Origin of the sequence: Nocardioides sp. GCM10023255, assembly GCF_042653125.1 — a bacterium.
Taxonomy (GTDB): Bacteria; Actinomycetota; Actinomycetes; order Propionibacteriales; family Nocardioidaceae; genus Nocardioides.
Window position 1 is genome coordinate 278868 of record NZ_JBHSHU010000010.1, and the last position, 15913, is coordinate 294780.

Consider the following 15913-nt stretch of genomic DNA (forward strand, 5'->3'; position numbering starts at 1 on the left):
GGCCCCAGGGCGACGCGCTGCTCGACCACCTGATCGACAGCCGGCAGGGCCGGCCCGACCGTTCCGGAACGGCGCCGTCGAGGCCACCGTTCGGGTGTGGGCCCTTGCCTTGGTCCGCCATTCGCAGATCTGAGACCGGTCATGGTGACGGTTGGTCTCACCCCGGGTCGGCGCCTCCCCTAGCGCCAGGGCCGCAACAAAGCCCGTTCAGGGCCTGTGTGACTGTTCGCCCTGCAGGACCGGGATCGGCTGCTGCGGGAGGATGCCAAGGGTTGGTCGGACCCGGACCGTCGTGGTCGCCTTCTCCAATCGTCATACCATCAGCACTGCGGCCCACGCGGCCCCTGCGAACTCAGCCGACTGCGCCGATCGCACCGCGTGTCCAGGCATCACGACTGGACGCCGGCCGAGGGCTCGCTCTCCTCGAGGATCAGCAGGGTTCGGGTACCTGTCACGCCCTCGACCTGCTGGATCTGTTCGAGGACGACGCGTCGCAAGGCGGCATTGTCGTGAGCCCTCACCAGGAGCACCGCGTCGAAATCCCCGCCGACCAGCGCGATGTGCACCACCCCGGGGATGGCCTGCAAGCGTTCGCGGATTCCTCTCCACCCGGACTGCTGGAGATTCACGGTTATGTAGGCGGAAGTGCTCAATCCGCTGCGCACGGGATCAACCTGGGCGCGGAAGCCGCGTATCACGCCGGCTCGCTGGAGTCGCTCAACCCTGGCGTAGGCGTTGGCCCGGGAGATGTGCACCGATTCTGCGAGCATGCGCATGGACATGCGCCCGTCGCGGCGCAGCGTCTCGAGGATTCGACGGTCGGTCGGGTCCAAGCCCACTGTCATTGTGATCTCCTTCGACTCGAGCCTCGGGGTCCTGCTCCGGGGACTGGCTCGGGGACCTTCACGACGCCCGGGACTCCCTGGTCGCGAGCAGCCAGCTGGCGCGGACCCGCGGACTGGGCCAGCTCGTGGCCGCGACCATGAGTCACCTCGCCTTCAACGAGTACTTGTCGGGTGAGGAGCACGCCTGCGCCGACGTCGCCCGGGCCGCCCTCGAGCTGGCCGGTCGGTCGACCGGTCCGCGTCAGAACCTGACGTCCTCCCGGTCAGCCCTGGCGCTGCTCCTCGGCAGCCTGGTGGATGTCAACGGAGGCTCCGACGTGTCACCGCCGGCCAGCTCGAGGGACCTGCACGAAGCCGATCTGTGCACTCGTTTCTGGGGGCGCATCGCCGAAGCTCGCCTGGCGCTGGCATCGGGCTCGGTCTCACAGGCCGCGCAGACCCTGAACCGTGCTCACGAGTCACCCCTCCTCCAGGAGGACGCACTGCCGGAACACCTGCGAGGGGCGCTCCTGGTGGAGCGGGCCCTGCCTGCCGGCGCCTCCTCCGACTGCTCGGCCCTCCACGGCATCGCAGCGGATCTCGGTAGGTCTCGTCGCCTGCGCGGCGAGGAGCTGCTCGTCATCGGGCTCGAGGCCGATCTCAAGGGCGACCGGCGCCGGGCGGCGGACGCCTTCGCCGAAGCCGGGCAGTCAGCAACACTCGTGCAACCGCCGGTCCGTGCCCTGGCGCTCGTCTGCCAGGCACAGGTGCTCGACGTACTGGGTGAACACGACGCGAGCCTGCATGCCCTCGAAGAGGCGGTCATCGCCACCGAGCTGCGCCGCAACGCCGTGCCGTTCCTTGGATGGGTCCATCAGGGAACGCCCGTCCAGACCCTCCTCGAGCGATTGTCGACCCGGTCGTCGCGCGCATGGCTGCTCGAGCTGACCGCCGACGCGGCGGGACGCGCGGACATCACCAGCCTCGTCGCCCCGACCGTGCCACTGCCACAGGAGCGAGAGGGAACCGTGGCCCACGTCGTGGCCCCCGCACTGTCCCCGCGTGAACGTGAGGTGCTGGCCCAGCTGGCGCGTGGCGCCACGTACGCCGACATCGCCGCCGCACTCTACGTCTCCGAGAACACCGTCAAGACCCACGTCTCCAGCCTCTACAGCAAGCTCTCCGTGTCACGCCGCAGCGAGGCCCTGGCCGTCGCGCGCACGCTGCACCTGCTCTGATGCCCCGACGGCTCGGTCGGACCCGGACCGTGGTGGTCGCCGATCCTGAACATCATGCGTGTCAACGCTGCGGCCGACGTGCTCTGCGAAGTCAGCCGACTGGCGCCGAGCACGGACCAGAAGCGAGGGCGAAGTCGTCGAGCGACGGCGATCGAGGTCCTCTTGCATGCACGTCAGCGGCGGTCGAACCTCACCCCAGTTCCCCCGGTTTCCCCCAACGGGACCGCTGCGCGTGAACCGGCGGCTCGCCCAGGCCGACCCCAGGGCGACAAGACCCGGACGCACTCCTGTTCCGACCAGCCACGGTCGGCTCTGGTGGCACTCGACGTTCGCCTCGGACGTACCGATCCCCGCCACGCGGACCGCAGGCTGGCCGTTCCGCGACTGGACCGAGGAACGCCGGGACCCGGCCACCCGTCGCTACCGCCGCGAGCGCCGACCGAGCGCTGACGTCGCTGGAGCAGAGCGGCCGGGTCGCGGCGTCACTCACCGCACCGGCTCCATGGAAAGCTCCAGCGACGAGCCCCTAGCGGCCCTCACCCGGAGTCTTCGCCTGGGCTTGACGCCTGGTCACTCCGCACCTCCTGCGTGGGCGGGGCGGACCACGGTTGCCCCGTTGTGTCCGCGTTCCCGCTGCCCGGGCTCGCGCAGCTGAGACCTGCTCTCCTACTGCTCATAGGCGAGCACGATCTGCGGTAGCTGCTGGGTGACGCCGGCGAGCGTCCAGGTGTCGATCGTGGTGTCGGTGTAGACCACGGCCGCCTTGCCGGTGGCGGGATCCTCGGCGACCTCGAACAGGTCGAGCAGCTCACGGTCGCCGGTGCACTCCTCGCCCTCGACACAGATCCTGCCGACGTGGTTCGGCGCATTGCTGACGAGTCCGTTCGACCAGAGGCCGCCCTGGAGCTGCGCGTCGTAGACGTTCCAGACCGCGCTTGCGTCGTCGACAGAGTCGGCGGTCGAGCCGTAGTAGACCACGTCGACCTTGCCGTTGCGCGCGGCGACCGATGGCATGACCGCGGTGTTGACCTCTGCCGCTGACACCTTCAGCGGCGTGCTCCAGTGGTCACCCCTATCAGACGACGAGCTCGCCCAGACGCCACGCTGGTCGCTCCAAGCGGTCCACAGCGCGCCCGTCGCGGAATCCACGGCGAGAGTCGGCCAGAAGTTCGACAGGTTGGTGAACCGGGGTGCGTGGTAGACGAGCTGCGCCTTCCACGACTTCCCGCCGTCGGTGGAGCGCGAGACGTAGACATTGTTGTAGTCGTCGTTCGTACCCTTCGCGGCGCTGGCTTCCCCCGACATGAAGACCTGGTAGACATTGCCGCTCTGCGGGTCAGCCACGATCGGACCGACGCGGTTGTTCGCCGACGCGCCGCTCGTCACCGGGCCCTGGCCCGGGATCGGACTGGCGACGCGCGTCCACGTCCGCCCGTCATCGGTCGAATGCCACACCCGAATCAACTCGCTCTCGACCGAGTCGTGGTACGACAGCCAGGCGTTCTCCCCGTCCGTCGTGATCCACTGACGGTCCGCACCGGCCACGTCGATCGGGGTCGTCGTGCACCCGGACGGCCCCGACGCCTCCGCCGGGCAGCGGGTCACGGAGACGCCGAACCTCGCCGAACTGAGCGGGGCGTGACCGCCCAGCACCCCGGGGTTGACGAGCGTGTCGAGGTCGGCCAGCAGGACCGTCCCCGCCGAGGTGACCTCCACGTCTGCGTCGCCGTCGCCGACGGTGACCCGGCCGGCTCCGTTCGAGGGCAGGAACGTGTCCATCGCGCCGAAGTACGCCGGCGGCGTGTCACCGAAGTGGCCCTTCCAGAGGTTGACCTGGACCGACATCTGGCCCAGCCCATCGACCGCCATCACGTTCCCAGGCCCGCCGAAGGCGATCGCGGGCTCGCTGTTGCCCGCCTGGCCGGAATGCGGCTCGGTCGTCGCACCCGGGTGCAGTGGGAACGCGTACGGCGAAGCCGACGAGAGCAGGGTCGTGTTCGAGAACGCTGGCCCGGCGGGCGCGGGGGTCGGTGCTTGCTGGGCTGCGGCGCCGACCGGTGTGACGGCCAGCGCGGACGCTGCGACTCCGACGAGCAGGTGGTGCTTGTTCAACGTGCCTTCTTCCTGTTGAGGCTGTCTCGGTGCAGCGATCTGCTGCTTGCGCATTCGGCGGCGCTGAGGAGTGAGGTGGAGCCAGGAAGCAGACGGCGCGCCAACCCTGGGGCAGCTCGCGGCCCCGGCCTCGATCCACCCGAGTTCGGTGTGGCAATCGTGACGGCGTCGTGACGCGAAGAAAAGCGCAACCCTGCGGCCGAAAACGTGAAGCAAATGTGTCCGGGCCACGGTGAATGCAGCGTTCTACATCGGCGCCCGGCACCAGAAACCCCGTGGCTCCTCGAGGTAGCCGGCCTCCCGACTACAGGTTCGCCTGCAGCACCTCGGCGAAGGCCTCGCCGTTCTCTGGGATGTCGTCCAGATACAGCGACGGCTCCGTGAGCTCGACCTCGCTGACGACGAGGCGGCCCTGGTATCGGAGGATGTCGACGCGGCCGTATCGGAGCCGGGTTCCGGTGACGTCGGCCGCCGCAGCGAGCGCCCGCACTGCGAGTGCACCAGCTTCCGGGTCAAGTCTGGTCGGATGCGAGGCGCCACCGTGGTGCTCGTGGACCCGGATGTCGTGGTCACCGGCGACCTTGCGGAGCTGACTGGTAGCGCGGCCACCGAAGACAAACACTGACTGCTCACCCTCGGACCGGACCGACTCCACTAGGGGCTGCACGAGCCACGGCCCGTCCGACACGTGCGCCAAGTCGTCAGGGTCGCGGACACGCACGACGCCGCGGCCGTCGGCCCCGGTCCTCGGCTTCACCATGGCGGCGCCTGCGTACTTCTCGGCCGCGTCAACAAGATCGCGCGGGCGCTCGACCACGGCGGACGGGACTACTGGAACGGCAGCACGCTCCAGGTCCAGGAGGTAGGCCTTGTCTGCGTTCCAGGCAAAGACTGCGGCGCCGTGTAGGAGCGTCGACCCCACGCTCGTAGCCCAGTCAAGGAAGGCCGGGAGGCGGGTGTCGTAGTCCCAGGCGGAGCGGACCGCCACCAGGTCAGCGTCTGCCCATGCGACGGTCGGGTCGTCCCACGTGACCCAGCGACTCGTGAGCCCACGAGCGGCGAGAGCCCGGTCGAGGACCAGGTGGCCCGGTTCTCCCGGGGAGCTCAGGTCGGGCTGGCTGAGCGGCAAGGGTCGGGGCGGCATGCGTCGCTCCTCGGGTCGGCGTGTGATGGCGGCCGGCTCTGACCGGCCGCCGTGGACGGGTCCATCGTCGTTCCCTCGGCGCGGGCGTCACACCGGCGAAACCGCTGGAATCCGCGGCCCTGGCTGGTTGAGGGGAACGGTGACCGCCCGGCACACACCATGAGCATCTGTGGTCGCGACCGAAGAGCCGGGTCATCAGCTCCCAGGGACCGGAACGTCCTGCCGACCGAGGGCGGGCGTCGCGTTCAGCAGCTCCCGGGTGTAACGGTGGCTGGGGTTCTCGACCACGTCGGCGGCGGTGCCTTGTTCGACGACTCGGCCCTGGTGCATCACGATCAACCGGTCGCAGAAAGCGGCTGCGGTAGGCAGGTCGTGGGTGATCATCAGCACCGCGGCGTTGTCTCGTCGGCGAGAGGCGTCGAGTGTGTGGAGGACGCCGGCTCGGACGGAGACGTCGAGCATCGACACCGGCTCGTCGGCGATCACGACGAACGGGTCGACGATGAGGCAGGCGGCGACGCAGACGCGCTGGCGCTGTCCACCGGACAGCTCGTGCGGGCGGCGGTTCTCGAACTCCTCGGCGGGTGACAGCCCGACGCGCTCAAGTGCGTCGCGCACGCGAGCGCGACGCTCGGCCCTGGAGAGTCCGAACCGGTGGACGATCAGCGGCTCCTCGATGAGGCGGTGCACGTTCATGTGCGGGTCGAGCGCCTCGAAGGGGTCCTGCATGACGAGCTGCAGGCGGCGACGGGCGTGGCGGGCTCGCCTGCCCCGCAAGGCACCGAGGTTGGTGTCGCCGAGCCAGAGCTCACCGGACGTGATGGGCGCCAGGCCCATGATGGCGTTCGCGATCGAGGACTTGCCAGACCCGGATTCCCCGACGATGCCGACGAACTCGCCGCGATTCAGCTGCAGGTTGACGCCGTCGACAGCTCGGGTGACACCGCTGCCCCGGCGCGCCGGGTACTCGATGACCAGGTCCCGGATGTCGAGATCCAGGGACGTCATGCCGACTCGCTGGCGATGCGTCGGGCGAAGCAGCTGACGTGGTGGCCTGCTGCGATCCGGTCGAGCACCGGGACTGCGGTCGTGCAGGCGTCGAACCGTTCCGGGCAGCGTGGTGCGAAGGAGCATCCGGAGTGCGCCATGGTCAAGCTGGGTGGGGCGCCGGGAATGGTGATCACGTCGTCCTTGTGGGTGCCTAGGTCAGCTGTGGCGGCGAGCAACAGCCGGGTGTACGGATGTCTCGGGTGGGACGAGATCTGCTGGCGGGGGGCTTGCTCGATCACGCGGCCGGCGTACATCACCATGAGGCGGTCGCAGAACTGTGCGGCCAGCGCCAGGTGGTGGGAGACGAGGACGACCGAGAGCTGATCGTCTGCGCACAGGGTGTCGAGCAGCTCCATGATGCGGGCCTGCACGATGGTGTCCAGCGCGGTGGTCGGCTCGTCCGCCAGGAGCAGCTTGGGCTCGGGGGCGAGTGCCATCGCGATGGCGATTCGTTGGCGCATGCCGCCGGACAGCTCGTGCGGGTAGGCACGGGCGACCCGGGCAGGTAGACCCACGCGGTCGAGGAGCTCACCGATGCGTGCGCGGACCCTGGTGGTGTCGGCGCGCACCTCGTCGGGGAGCACCTCTCGGAGCTGACGGTCGACCCGGTAGACCGGGTTGAGGGTGTTCATGCTGCTTTGCAGGACCACGCCGATGTCACGACCACGAACGGCGTCGAGGGTGTGGCCGCGTCGCGCCGAGCCGCCGAGGATGTCGACGCCGTCGAGGCGGATGGAACCGGAGAGTGCGGCACGGGCCGGCAGCAGGCCGACCAGGGAGAGCAGGGTGGTCGACTTGCCGCACCCAGACTCCCCGACGACGCCGAGGCGTTCGCCGCGGCGCACGGTGAACGAGACGTCCCGCACGATGTTCACCCGGGACCCGCGTTGGGGGCCGGGGAGCCAGACGTTGAGGTCCTTGACCTCCAGGAGCGAATCACTGCTCATCGCGCACCACCTCCAGTCGGCCGCCGAAAATGTGGGACTCGGGGACTCTGGCGTTGCCAGCGTCCTCGAAGGACATCGCGACCAGGCTGCAGGCCAGCACCATGAGCGCGATGCACGCTCCGGGTGGGACGAATGCCCACCAGGCTCCCGCGCTCGACGCTGCCCGGTTGAAGGCGTTCGCGATCAGCGTGCCCCACGACGTCGTGGTCACGCTCTCCAGCCCGAGGAACGCCAGGGCGGCCTCGAAGAAGATGGCGGACGCGAGCACGATCACCGAGTTGGCGACAAGAAGACCGCGCACCCGGGGCAGGACGTGGTGCCAGATGACTCTGAGGTGTCCGGCTCCCATTGCCTTCGCTCGCCGAACGAATGCCCGTTCGCGCGTGGCGAGGACCTGCGAGCGCATCACCCGCGCCGTCGGGGTCCATGACAGCAGACCGATGATCAAGATGGCGTGACCCACGCTCGGCCCCCACAGTGCGGCCACGACGATCATCAGCGGCAGGATCGGCACGACCAGGAAGACATCTGTCAGTCGCATGAGCACCGAGTCGACACGTCCCCCGAAGTAGCCAGCCAGCACGCCGACCGCGCCGCCGAGGAACACCGCGATGGCAGTGGAGGTGAGCCCGACAAGCATGCTCATCCGCGTTCCCACGAGCACCAGCCCGAGCATGTCGGCTCCGCTGTCGTCCAACCCGAGGATGTGACTCCCTGACGGAGGGCCGAAGACTGGGCCGGCCTGCTGGTGGACCGACGACGGGGTGATCACCGGGGCGAGGACGGCGAGCACGCCGAACCCGACGATGATCAGCAGTCCGAGCGTCGCTGCCTTGTGGTCCCGGATCCGCGGTCTCAGGTTGCCCTTGACCGGGGTGACGACTGCCGCGCCCGTCACAGCCGCACCCGCGGGTCGAGGTAGCTGTAGGTCATGTCGACGACCAGGTTGCTCAGCACGACCACGATCGTCAGGAGCAGGAACGCGCCCTGCAGCATCGGGTAGTCGCGGGCGTTGACCGCGTCGTAGATCGCCTCCCCCAGGCCAGGCCAGGAGAACACACTCTCGACGAGGATGACGCCCGCGACCAGCGTCCCGATCGTCAGCCCGATCAGGGTGACCAGCGGAAGCAGTGCGTTGCGCAGGGCGTGGCGGCGCAGGATGACGCGGTTGCTCAGTCCCCGCGCCTTCGCGGCCAGGATGTACCCCTCGGAGAGGGTCTCGACCAGCGAGGTCCGCAGCACGATCATGAAGGCTCCGTAGACGATGAGGGCGTAGGTGACGCACGGCAGCACCATGTGTTGGAGGCGGTCGGCCAGCTCGGCCTGGAATCCGGTCCCGACGAGGAAGGGATCGGAGATCCCGCCGGACGGTAGATGACCCCGGGCGCCGTACAGCAGCACCATTCCCAACCACTGTCCTGGGATCGCGAACATGGTCAGCGCCACTGCCCGCAGCGCGTGGTCACTGACCGAGCCACGTCGCCACGCCGCGTACACCCCGGTGATGAGGGCCAGCACCAAGGCCAGGATGAGTCCTGGGACCACCATGGCCAGGGTGTTGAGGAGCGCAGTCCACAGGTTGTCGGCCACCGGCCGCCGGTTCGCGAACGAGACCCCGAGGTTTCCGTGCGCGAGCTGGAGCAGGTAGGCCTTCAACTGGGAGGCTGTGGACTGGTCGAGCCCGAACTGGTGCTCCAGCGACGCCCGAAGCTCGGGCGACGCGTTGGGCACCAGGCCGAGGTTGGCGGCATTGCCTGGCGCCAGTCGGAACAGGAAGAAGTTGCCCACGGCGACCGCCAGCGTGACCACGACGCCAGAGGCCAGGCGCCGTGTCAGCGTGACCAGCGCGGTCAAGGGTGAGTTCCTCATCCCAGCGTGGCCTGCTCGATCCAGAGCTTCGACATGTAGTTCACCACGACCAGGGGAGAGCTGGTCTGCTCCGGCACGTTGCCGACGCTGCGGGCAACGCTGATCGCGTTCGCGACGTACAGCGGGATGACCGGCTTCTGCTGTGCGAACCGCTGCTGGGCCTCGTGAACGGTCTGGACGCGCTCCTCACCGACCTGGGTGCTCTGGCGAGCGAACAGCTTGTCGTAGTCCTTGTCGCAGTAGCCCGTGAGGTTGTTGCCGCCGAGCTGCGCGCAGGTCCACGAGAACAGGTAGCCGGACGGGTCGTAGCCGAACGCGTAGTCGCTGATCATCATGTCCCAGCCGCGGTACTGGTTGTCGGGCCCGTAGATGGCCTGCAGGAAGCTCGGGAAGTCCGAGGACCGTGCCTCGACCTTGATGCCGATCGCGGCGAGCTGCTTGACGACCTCGGTCACCACGCGGGGTGCTCCGGTGGCCACCGACGGGAAGAGCAGCGTGTACTCCATCGGCTGGCCGTTCACGGTCCGGATGCCGTCGGCGCCCTTCGTGTAGCCCAGCGAGTCCAGGAGCTTGTTGGCGGCGTCGAGATCGAACGGGGTCGACCTCACCGACGGGTCGTTCCACTTCTCCAGGACGGGCGGAACCATGGTCCCGGTGAGGGTGCCTGAGCCGTCGGCGACGACGTCGATCAGGGACTCCTTGTCGATGGCCAGGTCGATGGCCTGCCGCACCTTCGGGTTCTTCAGCTCGGGGTGCTCCTCCTGGGAGGCGCTGGAGTTGAAACCGAGCACGTCGATGTCCAGACCCGGGACGTTGTTGACGGTCAGCGACTTGTCGCTCTCGAGCTGGGACACGGCCGTCGGGGGAACTTCGTAGGCGACGTCGAGCTCGTTCGAACGCAGAGCGCTCAGCATCGCGTCGTTGCTGGTGAAGAACTGGAACCCGAATCCCTTGAGCTTCGGCGCCGGACCGTAGTAGCCGTCATAGGCGGCGAAGTTCACGAACTGGTTCTCGGTGTACTTCGTGACCTTGAACGGTCCCGCGCCGACCGGAGAGTCGTTGACGAACGTCGTCAGCTGCTCGCCCTTCCCCGCCGCCATGGGGCCCCAGATGTGCTCGGGCAGGATCGGCAGCGTTGCCAGATCGTTCTCAGCGGTAGCCGTCGGAGTGCTGTACTCGACGGTCAGAGTCGTGGGAGAGGGCGCTGAGGCTCGCACGATGTTGGCCACGTAAGGGGCGAACCGCGCGGTCGCGCCGTCCTTGAGACGGACGACCGTGTTGATGGTCCAGGCAGCGTCCTCGGCCGTGAGCGGCTCGCCGTCGCTCCACTTGGCGCCGTCATAGGTCGTGAACGTCAGCGTCTTCCCGTCCTCGGACACCTCGGTCGTCTTCGCGAAGTCACCCACGATGCTCTGCGACTCGTCGTACTGGAGCAAGTAGGGGTAGACGACACGGAACGTCGCGGTAGCGAACCCGTTGCGACCCACGAAGGGGTTCAGGGAGTCGATCCTCGACAAGGCGTCACCGATGCGCAGAACACCACCGGCACTGGCCGAGCTCGCGTCGCTGCTCCCGCAGCCGGCGAGTAGACAGACCGGGAGAACTGCGCTCGCAAGACCGATCCCGAAGCGCTTGGCAAAGCGGGACGCGTTTTGACGCGACTTCAGCATGAGAAACCCTTTCGATGGTGGCGTAGCCGAATCCTGAGGGCCGCCGCGGGCTGAAGAAAAGCGGGAAATTCCGGCCTAGATGTTGAAGCAGAGCTGGATGTTGGGCTCTCCTCCCCCACCTCGCCGCCGGCCCCGTGTCCGCGGGCGGCCGTCGAGGCGTGGACGGACCGAACCACGCGGCAACGTGCGGATTTCCTTCACCGTCACCACCAGACCTTGTCGCTTTTCATCGGGACCTGACGCCGCCACGATGGGTGGTCGGAGGCCTCGAGTGCGTCCTCGCGATGCCGAGGACGCCAAGGCGGGCGGAACGCCGGTGCTCGACCGCATCCGGCGTACCGGCGCGTCGAGGAACCCGCACGTTTCCCGATCGGTCTCGACGATGCCCCTGGCTCGAGTGCACGAGCCGCCAGATCCCGCACGCCGCCAGGTTCCGCAACGGATGTCAGCACCGGACACCCCTGGGCCGGCCCCACACACCCACGAATGGAGACCCCCATGTCGACCCCCGGCTCGAGCTACGAGGAACCAGTCACGACGACCAGCACGCACAGTGCCGCAGCAGCGGCGGCGCAGGCCGACGCCGACTACCGCGTGGCGGCCCTCCCCGACGGTCGCGAGGTCGAGTACCTCGTCGAAGGTGACCTTGACGGATTCCCGTTGGTCTTCCACCACGGCACTCCCGGAGCCGCAGTCCCCTACCCCCGCGTCGCACAGGCAGCGGCTGACCGGGGCCTCGCCCTGGTCGTGGCCAGCCGCCCCGGGTACGGCGCGTCGACCGCGCGCCCCAACCGCACCATCGGCGACATCGCCCAAGACATCGCCGGGGTGCTCGACGACCTGGGCTGCCAGGAGTTCATCACCCTCGGGTGGTCCGGCGGGGGTCCGCACGCGCTTGCCTGCGCAGCCATGCTGCCCGAACGCTGCCGCGCAGCGGCGGTCGGCGCCGGAGTGGCGCCGTTCCACGCCGACGGTCTGACGTTCTTCGAAGGCATGGGTCAGGAGAACGTCGTCGAGTACACCGCCGCTCTCACCGGTCGTCACGAGCTCCGGCCACTGCTGGAGTCGGAGGCCGCCAAGTTCGGCGCAGTGTCCGTCGAGCAGGTCGCAGAGACTCTGGGCGACCTGGCCTCACCTGCGGACAAGGCCTACGCCACCGGCGAGTTCGCGTCCCGACTGCTCGCGTCGATCAACCGGGGCGTCGCCCGTGGCGTCGAGGGCTGGCTCGACGACGACCTCGCCTTCACCCGGCACTGGGGCTTCGACCTGGCCGACATCACCGTGCCCGTGTCCATCTGGCACGGCACCGCGGACTGGACCGTGCCCTTCGCCCACGGGAAGTGGCTGGCCGCACACGTGGCCGGCGCCGAAGCACACCTGTACGACAACGAAGGTCACCTCTCGCTGTGGAGCGAGGTCGAAGTGATCTTCGACGACCTGATCGACCAGGGCGGACTGTGACGCCAAGGGCCGCGACCGCCTGACCGTCGCCCCACGCCCCCTCCCCCAGCAGCACCTATCCGTGAATCCCCGCCCAGGAAGCAGGTCGTCAACAGTGCGTGAAGCAGTGATCGTCGAGGCGATCCGTACTCCGATCGGCAAGCGCAACGGTTCATTGGCCGGCATCCACGCCGCCGACCTCACAGCCGTGGTGCTGCGCGAGCTGTGCTCAAGGACCGGGATCGACCCGGTCGAGGTGGACGACGTCGTCTGGGGCTGCGTCACGCAACTGGGTGACCAATCGAGCAACATCGGTCGTTTCGGTGTGCTGGCTGCGGGTTGGCCAGAGACAGTTCCGGCGGTGACAGTCAACCGGGCGTGCGGGTCGAGCCAGCAGGCGATCGACCAGGCGGCGCACGCGGTGATGTCCGGCGCGTTCGACCTGGTGGTGGCCGGTGGTGTGGAGTCGATGAGCCGCGTCCCGCTGGGTGCCGCGCGGGAGAGCGGCTTCCCCTACGGCCAGACCGTGCTCGAGCGCTTCGGAGTCACCGAACTCGCCCAGGGCCCGAGCGCTGAGCTCGTGGCCCGGCACTGGGGGCTGGATCGCGGCGCCCTGGACGCGTATGCGGCCGAGAGTCACCGGCGGGCCGCCGCTGCGGCCGACGCGGGAGCGTTCGACGACCAGATCGTGCCAGTGTCGTTCGAGGGCGGCACCCTGTCGGTCGACGAAGGTCTGCGCCGCGGCACCTCGGTCGACACGCTCGCCCAGCTCAAGCCGTCCTTCCTCGACGACGGCACCATCCACGCCGGCAACTCCTCCCAGATCTCGGACGGCGCGGCAGCCATCTTGATGACCACTCCCGAACGTGCGGCGGAGCTGGGACTGACCCCCATCGTGCGGTACCACAGCGGTGCGGTGGTGGGCGACGACCCCGTCAAGATGCTCACCGGCCCGATCCCCGCCACGAGCAAAGTGCTCAGGCGAGCGGGACTCAGGATCGACGACATCGGAGCATTCGAGGTCAACGAGGCGTTCGCTTCGGTCCCGCTCGCCTGGCTCGCCGAGACCGGCGCGAATCCGGACCTGACCAACCCGGTCGGTGGCGCGATCGCCGTCGGTCACCCACTGGGTGCGTCCGGGGCGGTCCTTGCAACCCGGCTCATCCACCACATGCGCGACCACCGGATCCGGTACGGCCTGCAGACCATGTGCGAGGGCGGCGGCACCGCCAACGCCACGATCTTCGAGCTGCTGGACGAGACCGCCCGGTGACTGCCAGCGACGTGGGAGACCCGGAGCCGCGCAATGTCATGACATCAATCATCAGCACGTCGTCCGTACACGAGGAGGAACCATGGATGTGAAGGGAATGTCGGCACTGGTGACGGGAGGCACCTCCGGTCTCGGCCTGGCAACCACCCACAGGCTCGTCGCAGCCGGGGCGACCGTCACCGTCCTCGACCTGCCCGACAGCCCCGGCGCCGCAGCACTGCACCCCTTCGGCAGTGCCGCGCGGTTCCACCCGGCTGACATCACCGACGAGGCGCAGGTCCAGGACGCACTCACCGCGGCCTCCCAAAGCATGCCCCTACGAGCGGTCGTGCACTGCGCAGGCATCGGCGGCGACCGCACGCGCATCCTGGACCAGCACGGGACGCCCGCTCCGGTTGACGTCTTCGAGAACGTCGTGAGGATCAACCTGGTCGGCACCTACAACGTGCTCCGGCTTGCCGCCGCCGTGATGGCGAAGAACGACATCGTCGGCGGCGACCGAGGCGCGATCGTCCTGACCTCCTCGGTCGCGGCCTTCGACGGCCAGATCGGCCAGACGTCCTACACGGCGACCAAGGCCGCCGTCCACGGCATCACCCTGGTGGCCGCACGCGACCTGGCGAGTCGCCAGATCCGGGTCAACACGATCGCCCCTGGCACCTTCGACACCCCGATGCTCGCCCGGCTCCGACAAGACATCCGTGACGGCCTCGCCGCGTCCGTGCCCCACCCCAGAAGGCTGGGCGACCCCGACGACTACGCCCGACTGGCTGTCAGCATCATCGAGAACTCCTACCTGAACGGCGAGACGATCAGGCTGGACGGTGCCATCCGTATGGCGCCGCGATGAGTTGGATGTGCGGGCCTGCCGAGCGCACGCCGACGAGGAGGGCTCGGTGACGCTCAGCGCCTTCGACCTGTACTCCGTCGGCATCGGCCCGTCCTCGTCGCACACCGTCGGCCCGATGAGGGCCGCAAAGCGCTTCGCGGAGGCCGTGCACGACATCGATACCCGGCATCAGGTCGTCCAAGTGCGTGCGGAGCTCTTCGGCTCCCTGGGAGCGACCGGCCACGGACATGGCTCCGCGACCGCCGTCCTGCTCGGCCTCCAGGGCGAGGACCCGGCCACCGTGGACACCGACTCCGTGGACCGACGCGTCGCCGACACAGCCGCCCGAGGTGTCCTGCTGCTCGACGGCAAGAGGGAGATCCGCTTCTACCCCGAGCACGACATCGTGCTCCACCGGCGTCGAACCCTGCCCGGACACCCCAACGCAATGACCTTCACCGCATACGACTACGCCGGCACCCCGGTCCACACGCGGACGTACTACTCCATCGGGGGCGGGTTCGTGCTCGACGACGCCGAGCTCAACGCACCCGGAGATCCTGGCGCCGCCACTGTGGTGCGGTTCCCCTTCTCCTCCGCGGCCGAGCTCCTCGACATCTGTGCGTCCGAGGCACTTCGGGTCAGCGATGTCATGCTGGCCAACGAGCGCACCTGGCGATCCGAGGCCGAGGTCCGAGCCGGCCTGCTCGACCTGTGGCACACCATGGAGGCCTGTGTCAGAGCCGGGTGTGGCCGCGACCCGGTGACCGAGGCAGAGCTTCCCGGCACGCTCCGGGTGCCCCGGCGGGCGCCCGCCCTCTACCGCACGCTGACCCAGGCCGGTGACGGGGCTGCCACCACCGATCCGATGCGCGTCCTCGACTGGGTGAACCTGTTCGCCCTCGCCGTGAACGAGGAGAATGCCTCCGGCGGCAGGATCGTGACCGCCCCTACCAACGGAGCCGCTGGGATCGTGCCCGCGGTGCTGCACTACTACGTGCGGTTCGTGCCCGGCGCGGACGAGGACGGGATCGTGAGGTTCCTGCTCACCGCCGCTGCCATCGGCATTCTCGTCAAGATGAACGCCTCGATCTCGGGAGCGGAGGTCGGCTGCCAAGGTGAGGTCGGCTCCGCCTGCGCGATGGCGGCGGGCGCGCTCTGCGAGGTCCTCGGCGGCTCTCCCGCCCAGGTTGAGAACGCCGCGGAGATCGGCATCGAGCACCACCTGGGACTGACCTGCGACCCGATCGGTGGACTCGTGCAGATCCCGTGCATCGAGCGCAACGCGATCGCGGCTGTCAAGGCCATCAACGCCGCCCGTCTGGCGATGCACGGCGACGGCTCCCACAAGGTGAGCCTGGACGATGCGATCAAGACCATGCGCGAGACCGGCAGGGACATGCACTCCAAGTACAAGGAGACGTCCCGCGGTGGTCTGGCCGTCAACGTCGTCGATTGCTGAGACGCCCGCCTCGCGGCAGCTCCTCGGCAGACAGGTGGCGCACGAGGAGGTCGGA

General features: G+C 68.7%; 13 protein-coding genes. 5 read left to right on the forward strand and 8 right to left on the reverse strand.

Translation table 11 applies throughout. The annotated features are described in order from the left end of the window. Nucleotides 1-389: 389 nt before the first annotated feature. Entirely contained in the window at nucleotides 390-833 is a 444-nt protein-coding gene (locus ACFO9I_RS17940; protein ID WP_379183310.1) for an Lrp/AsnC family transcriptional regulator, read from the reverse strand. 137 nt (nucleotides 834-970) lie between these two features. On the opposite strand from ACFO9I_RS17940, the gene ACFO9I_RS17945 reads away from it, so the two are divergent. Further along, on the forward strand, nucleotides 971-2062 hold the full coding sequence (locus tag ACFO9I_RS17945) for a helix-turn-helix transcriptional regulator (protein ID WP_379183312.1): 1092 nt from the start codon (nucleotides 971-973) through the stop codon (nucleotides 2060-2062). A 666-nt stretch (nucleotides 2063-2728) separates the two neighbouring features. Here ACFO9I_RS17945 and ACFO9I_RS17950 read toward each other — a convergent pair. The 7 genes from ACFO9I_RS17950 to ACFO9I_RS17980 all read right to left on the reverse strand — a co-directional run bounded on the left by ACFO9I_RS17950 (nucleotide 2729) and on the right by ACFO9I_RS17980 (nucleotide 10701). After that, nucleotides 2729-4228 (reverse strand): hypothetical protein, encoded by a 1500-nt coding sequence (locus ACFO9I_RS17950; protein ID WP_379183314.1) that lies wholly within the window; start codon nucleotides 4226-4228, stop codon nucleotides 2729-2731. A 250-nt stretch (nucleotides 4229-4478) separates the two neighbouring features. Continuing rightward, nucleotides 4479-5162, reverse strand: coding sequence for an ATP-grasp domain-containing protein (locus ACFO9I_RS17955; RefSeq protein WP_379183316.1), 684 nt, complete (start codon nucleotides 5160-5162; stop codon nucleotides 4479-4481). A 351-nt stretch (nucleotides 5163-5513) separates the two neighbouring features. Further along, nucleotides 5514-6326: an ABC transporter ATP-binding protein gene (locus ACFO9I_RS17960; protein WP_379183318.1), complete on the reverse strand. Its 813-nt coding sequence runs from the start codon at nucleotides 6324-6326 to the stop codon at nucleotides 5514-5516. Continuing rightward, nucleotides 6323-7315, reverse strand: a complete 993-nt coding sequence (locus ACFO9I_RS17965; RefSeq protein ID WP_379183320.1) for an ABC transporter ATP-binding protein — start codon at nucleotides 7313-7315, stop codon at nucleotides 6323-6325. The genes ACFO9I_RS17960 and ACFO9I_RS17965 overlap by 4 nt, the downstream gene beginning before the upstream one ends. Next, entirely contained in the window at nucleotides 7305-8213 is a 909-nt protein-coding gene (locus ACFO9I_RS17970; RefSeq protein WP_379183322.1) for an ABC transporter permease, read from the reverse strand. The genes ACFO9I_RS17965 and ACFO9I_RS17970 overlap by 11 nt, the downstream gene beginning before the upstream one ends. Continuing rightward, complete coding sequence (locus tag ACFO9I_RS17975) at nucleotides 8210-9169, reverse strand: ABC transporter permease (protein WP_379183324.1); 960 nt, start codon at nucleotides 9167-9169, stop codon at nucleotides 8210-8212. The genes ACFO9I_RS17970 and ACFO9I_RS17975 overlap by 4 nt, the downstream gene beginning before the upstream one ends. An 11-nt stretch (nucleotides 9170-9180) precedes the next feature. Continuing rightward, nucleotides 9181-10701: an ABC transporter substrate-binding protein gene (locus ACFO9I_RS17980; RefSeq protein WP_379183326.1), complete on the reverse strand. Its 1521-nt coding sequence runs from the start codon at nucleotides 10699-10701 to the stop codon at nucleotides 9181-9183. Nucleotides 10702-11352: 651 nt separating this feature from the next. On the opposite strand from ACFO9I_RS17980, the gene ACFO9I_RS17985 reads away from it, so the two are divergent. The 4 genes from ACFO9I_RS17985 to ACFO9I_RS18000 all read left to right on the forward strand — a co-directional run bounded on the left by ACFO9I_RS17985 (nucleotide 11353) and on the right by ACFO9I_RS18000 (nucleotide 15858). Then, entirely contained in the window at nucleotides 11353-12315 is a 963-nt protein-coding gene (locus tag ACFO9I_RS17985) for an alpha/beta fold hydrolase (protein WP_379183328.1), read from the forward strand. A gap of 94 nt (nucleotides 12316-12409) precedes the next feature. Further along, nucleotides 12410-13567, forward strand: coding sequence for a thiolase family protein (locus tag ACFO9I_RS17990; protein ID WP_379183330.1), 1158 nt, complete (start codon nucleotides 12410-12412; stop codon nucleotides 13565-13567). An 82-nt stretch (nucleotides 13568-13649) separates the two neighbouring features. Further along, nucleotides 13650-14417, forward strand: coding sequence for an SDR family NAD(P)-dependent oxidoreductase (locus tag ACFO9I_RS17995; RefSeq protein WP_379183332.1), 768 nt, complete (start codon nucleotides 13650-13652; stop codon nucleotides 14415-14417). 46 nt (nucleotides 14418-14463) lie between these two features. Next, the gene (locus ACFO9I_RS18000) at nucleotides 14464-15858 is read left to right on the forward strand and encodes an L-serine ammonia-lyase (protein WP_379183334.1); all 1395 of its coding nucleotides are present in this window, start codon (nucleotides 14464-14466) and stop codon (nucleotides 15856-15858) included. Nucleotides 15859-15913: the final 55 nt, after the last annotated feature.

Coding starts and splice junctions, on each gene's coding strand:
- ACFO9I_RS17950 (WP_379183314.1), bottom strand. CDS start 4,228: ATGCGCAAGCAGCAGATCGCTGCACCGAGACAGCCTCAACAGGAAGAA.
- ACFO9I_RS17960 (WP_379183318.1), bottom strand. CDS start 6,326: ATGACGTCCCTGGATCTCGACATCCGGGACCTGGTCATCGAGTACCCG.
- ACFO9I_RS17965 (WP_379183320.1), bottom strand. CDS start 7,315: ATGAGCAGTGATTCGCTCCTGGAGGTCAAGGACCTCAACGTCTGGCTC.
- ACFO9I_RS17985 (WP_379183328.1), top strand. CDS start 11,353: ATGTCGACCCCCGGCTCGAGCTACGAGGAACCAGTCACGACGACCAGC.
- ACFO9I_RS17995 (WP_379183332.1), top strand. CDS start 13,650: ATGGATGTGAAGGGAATGTCGGCACTGGTGACGGGAGGCACCTCCGGT.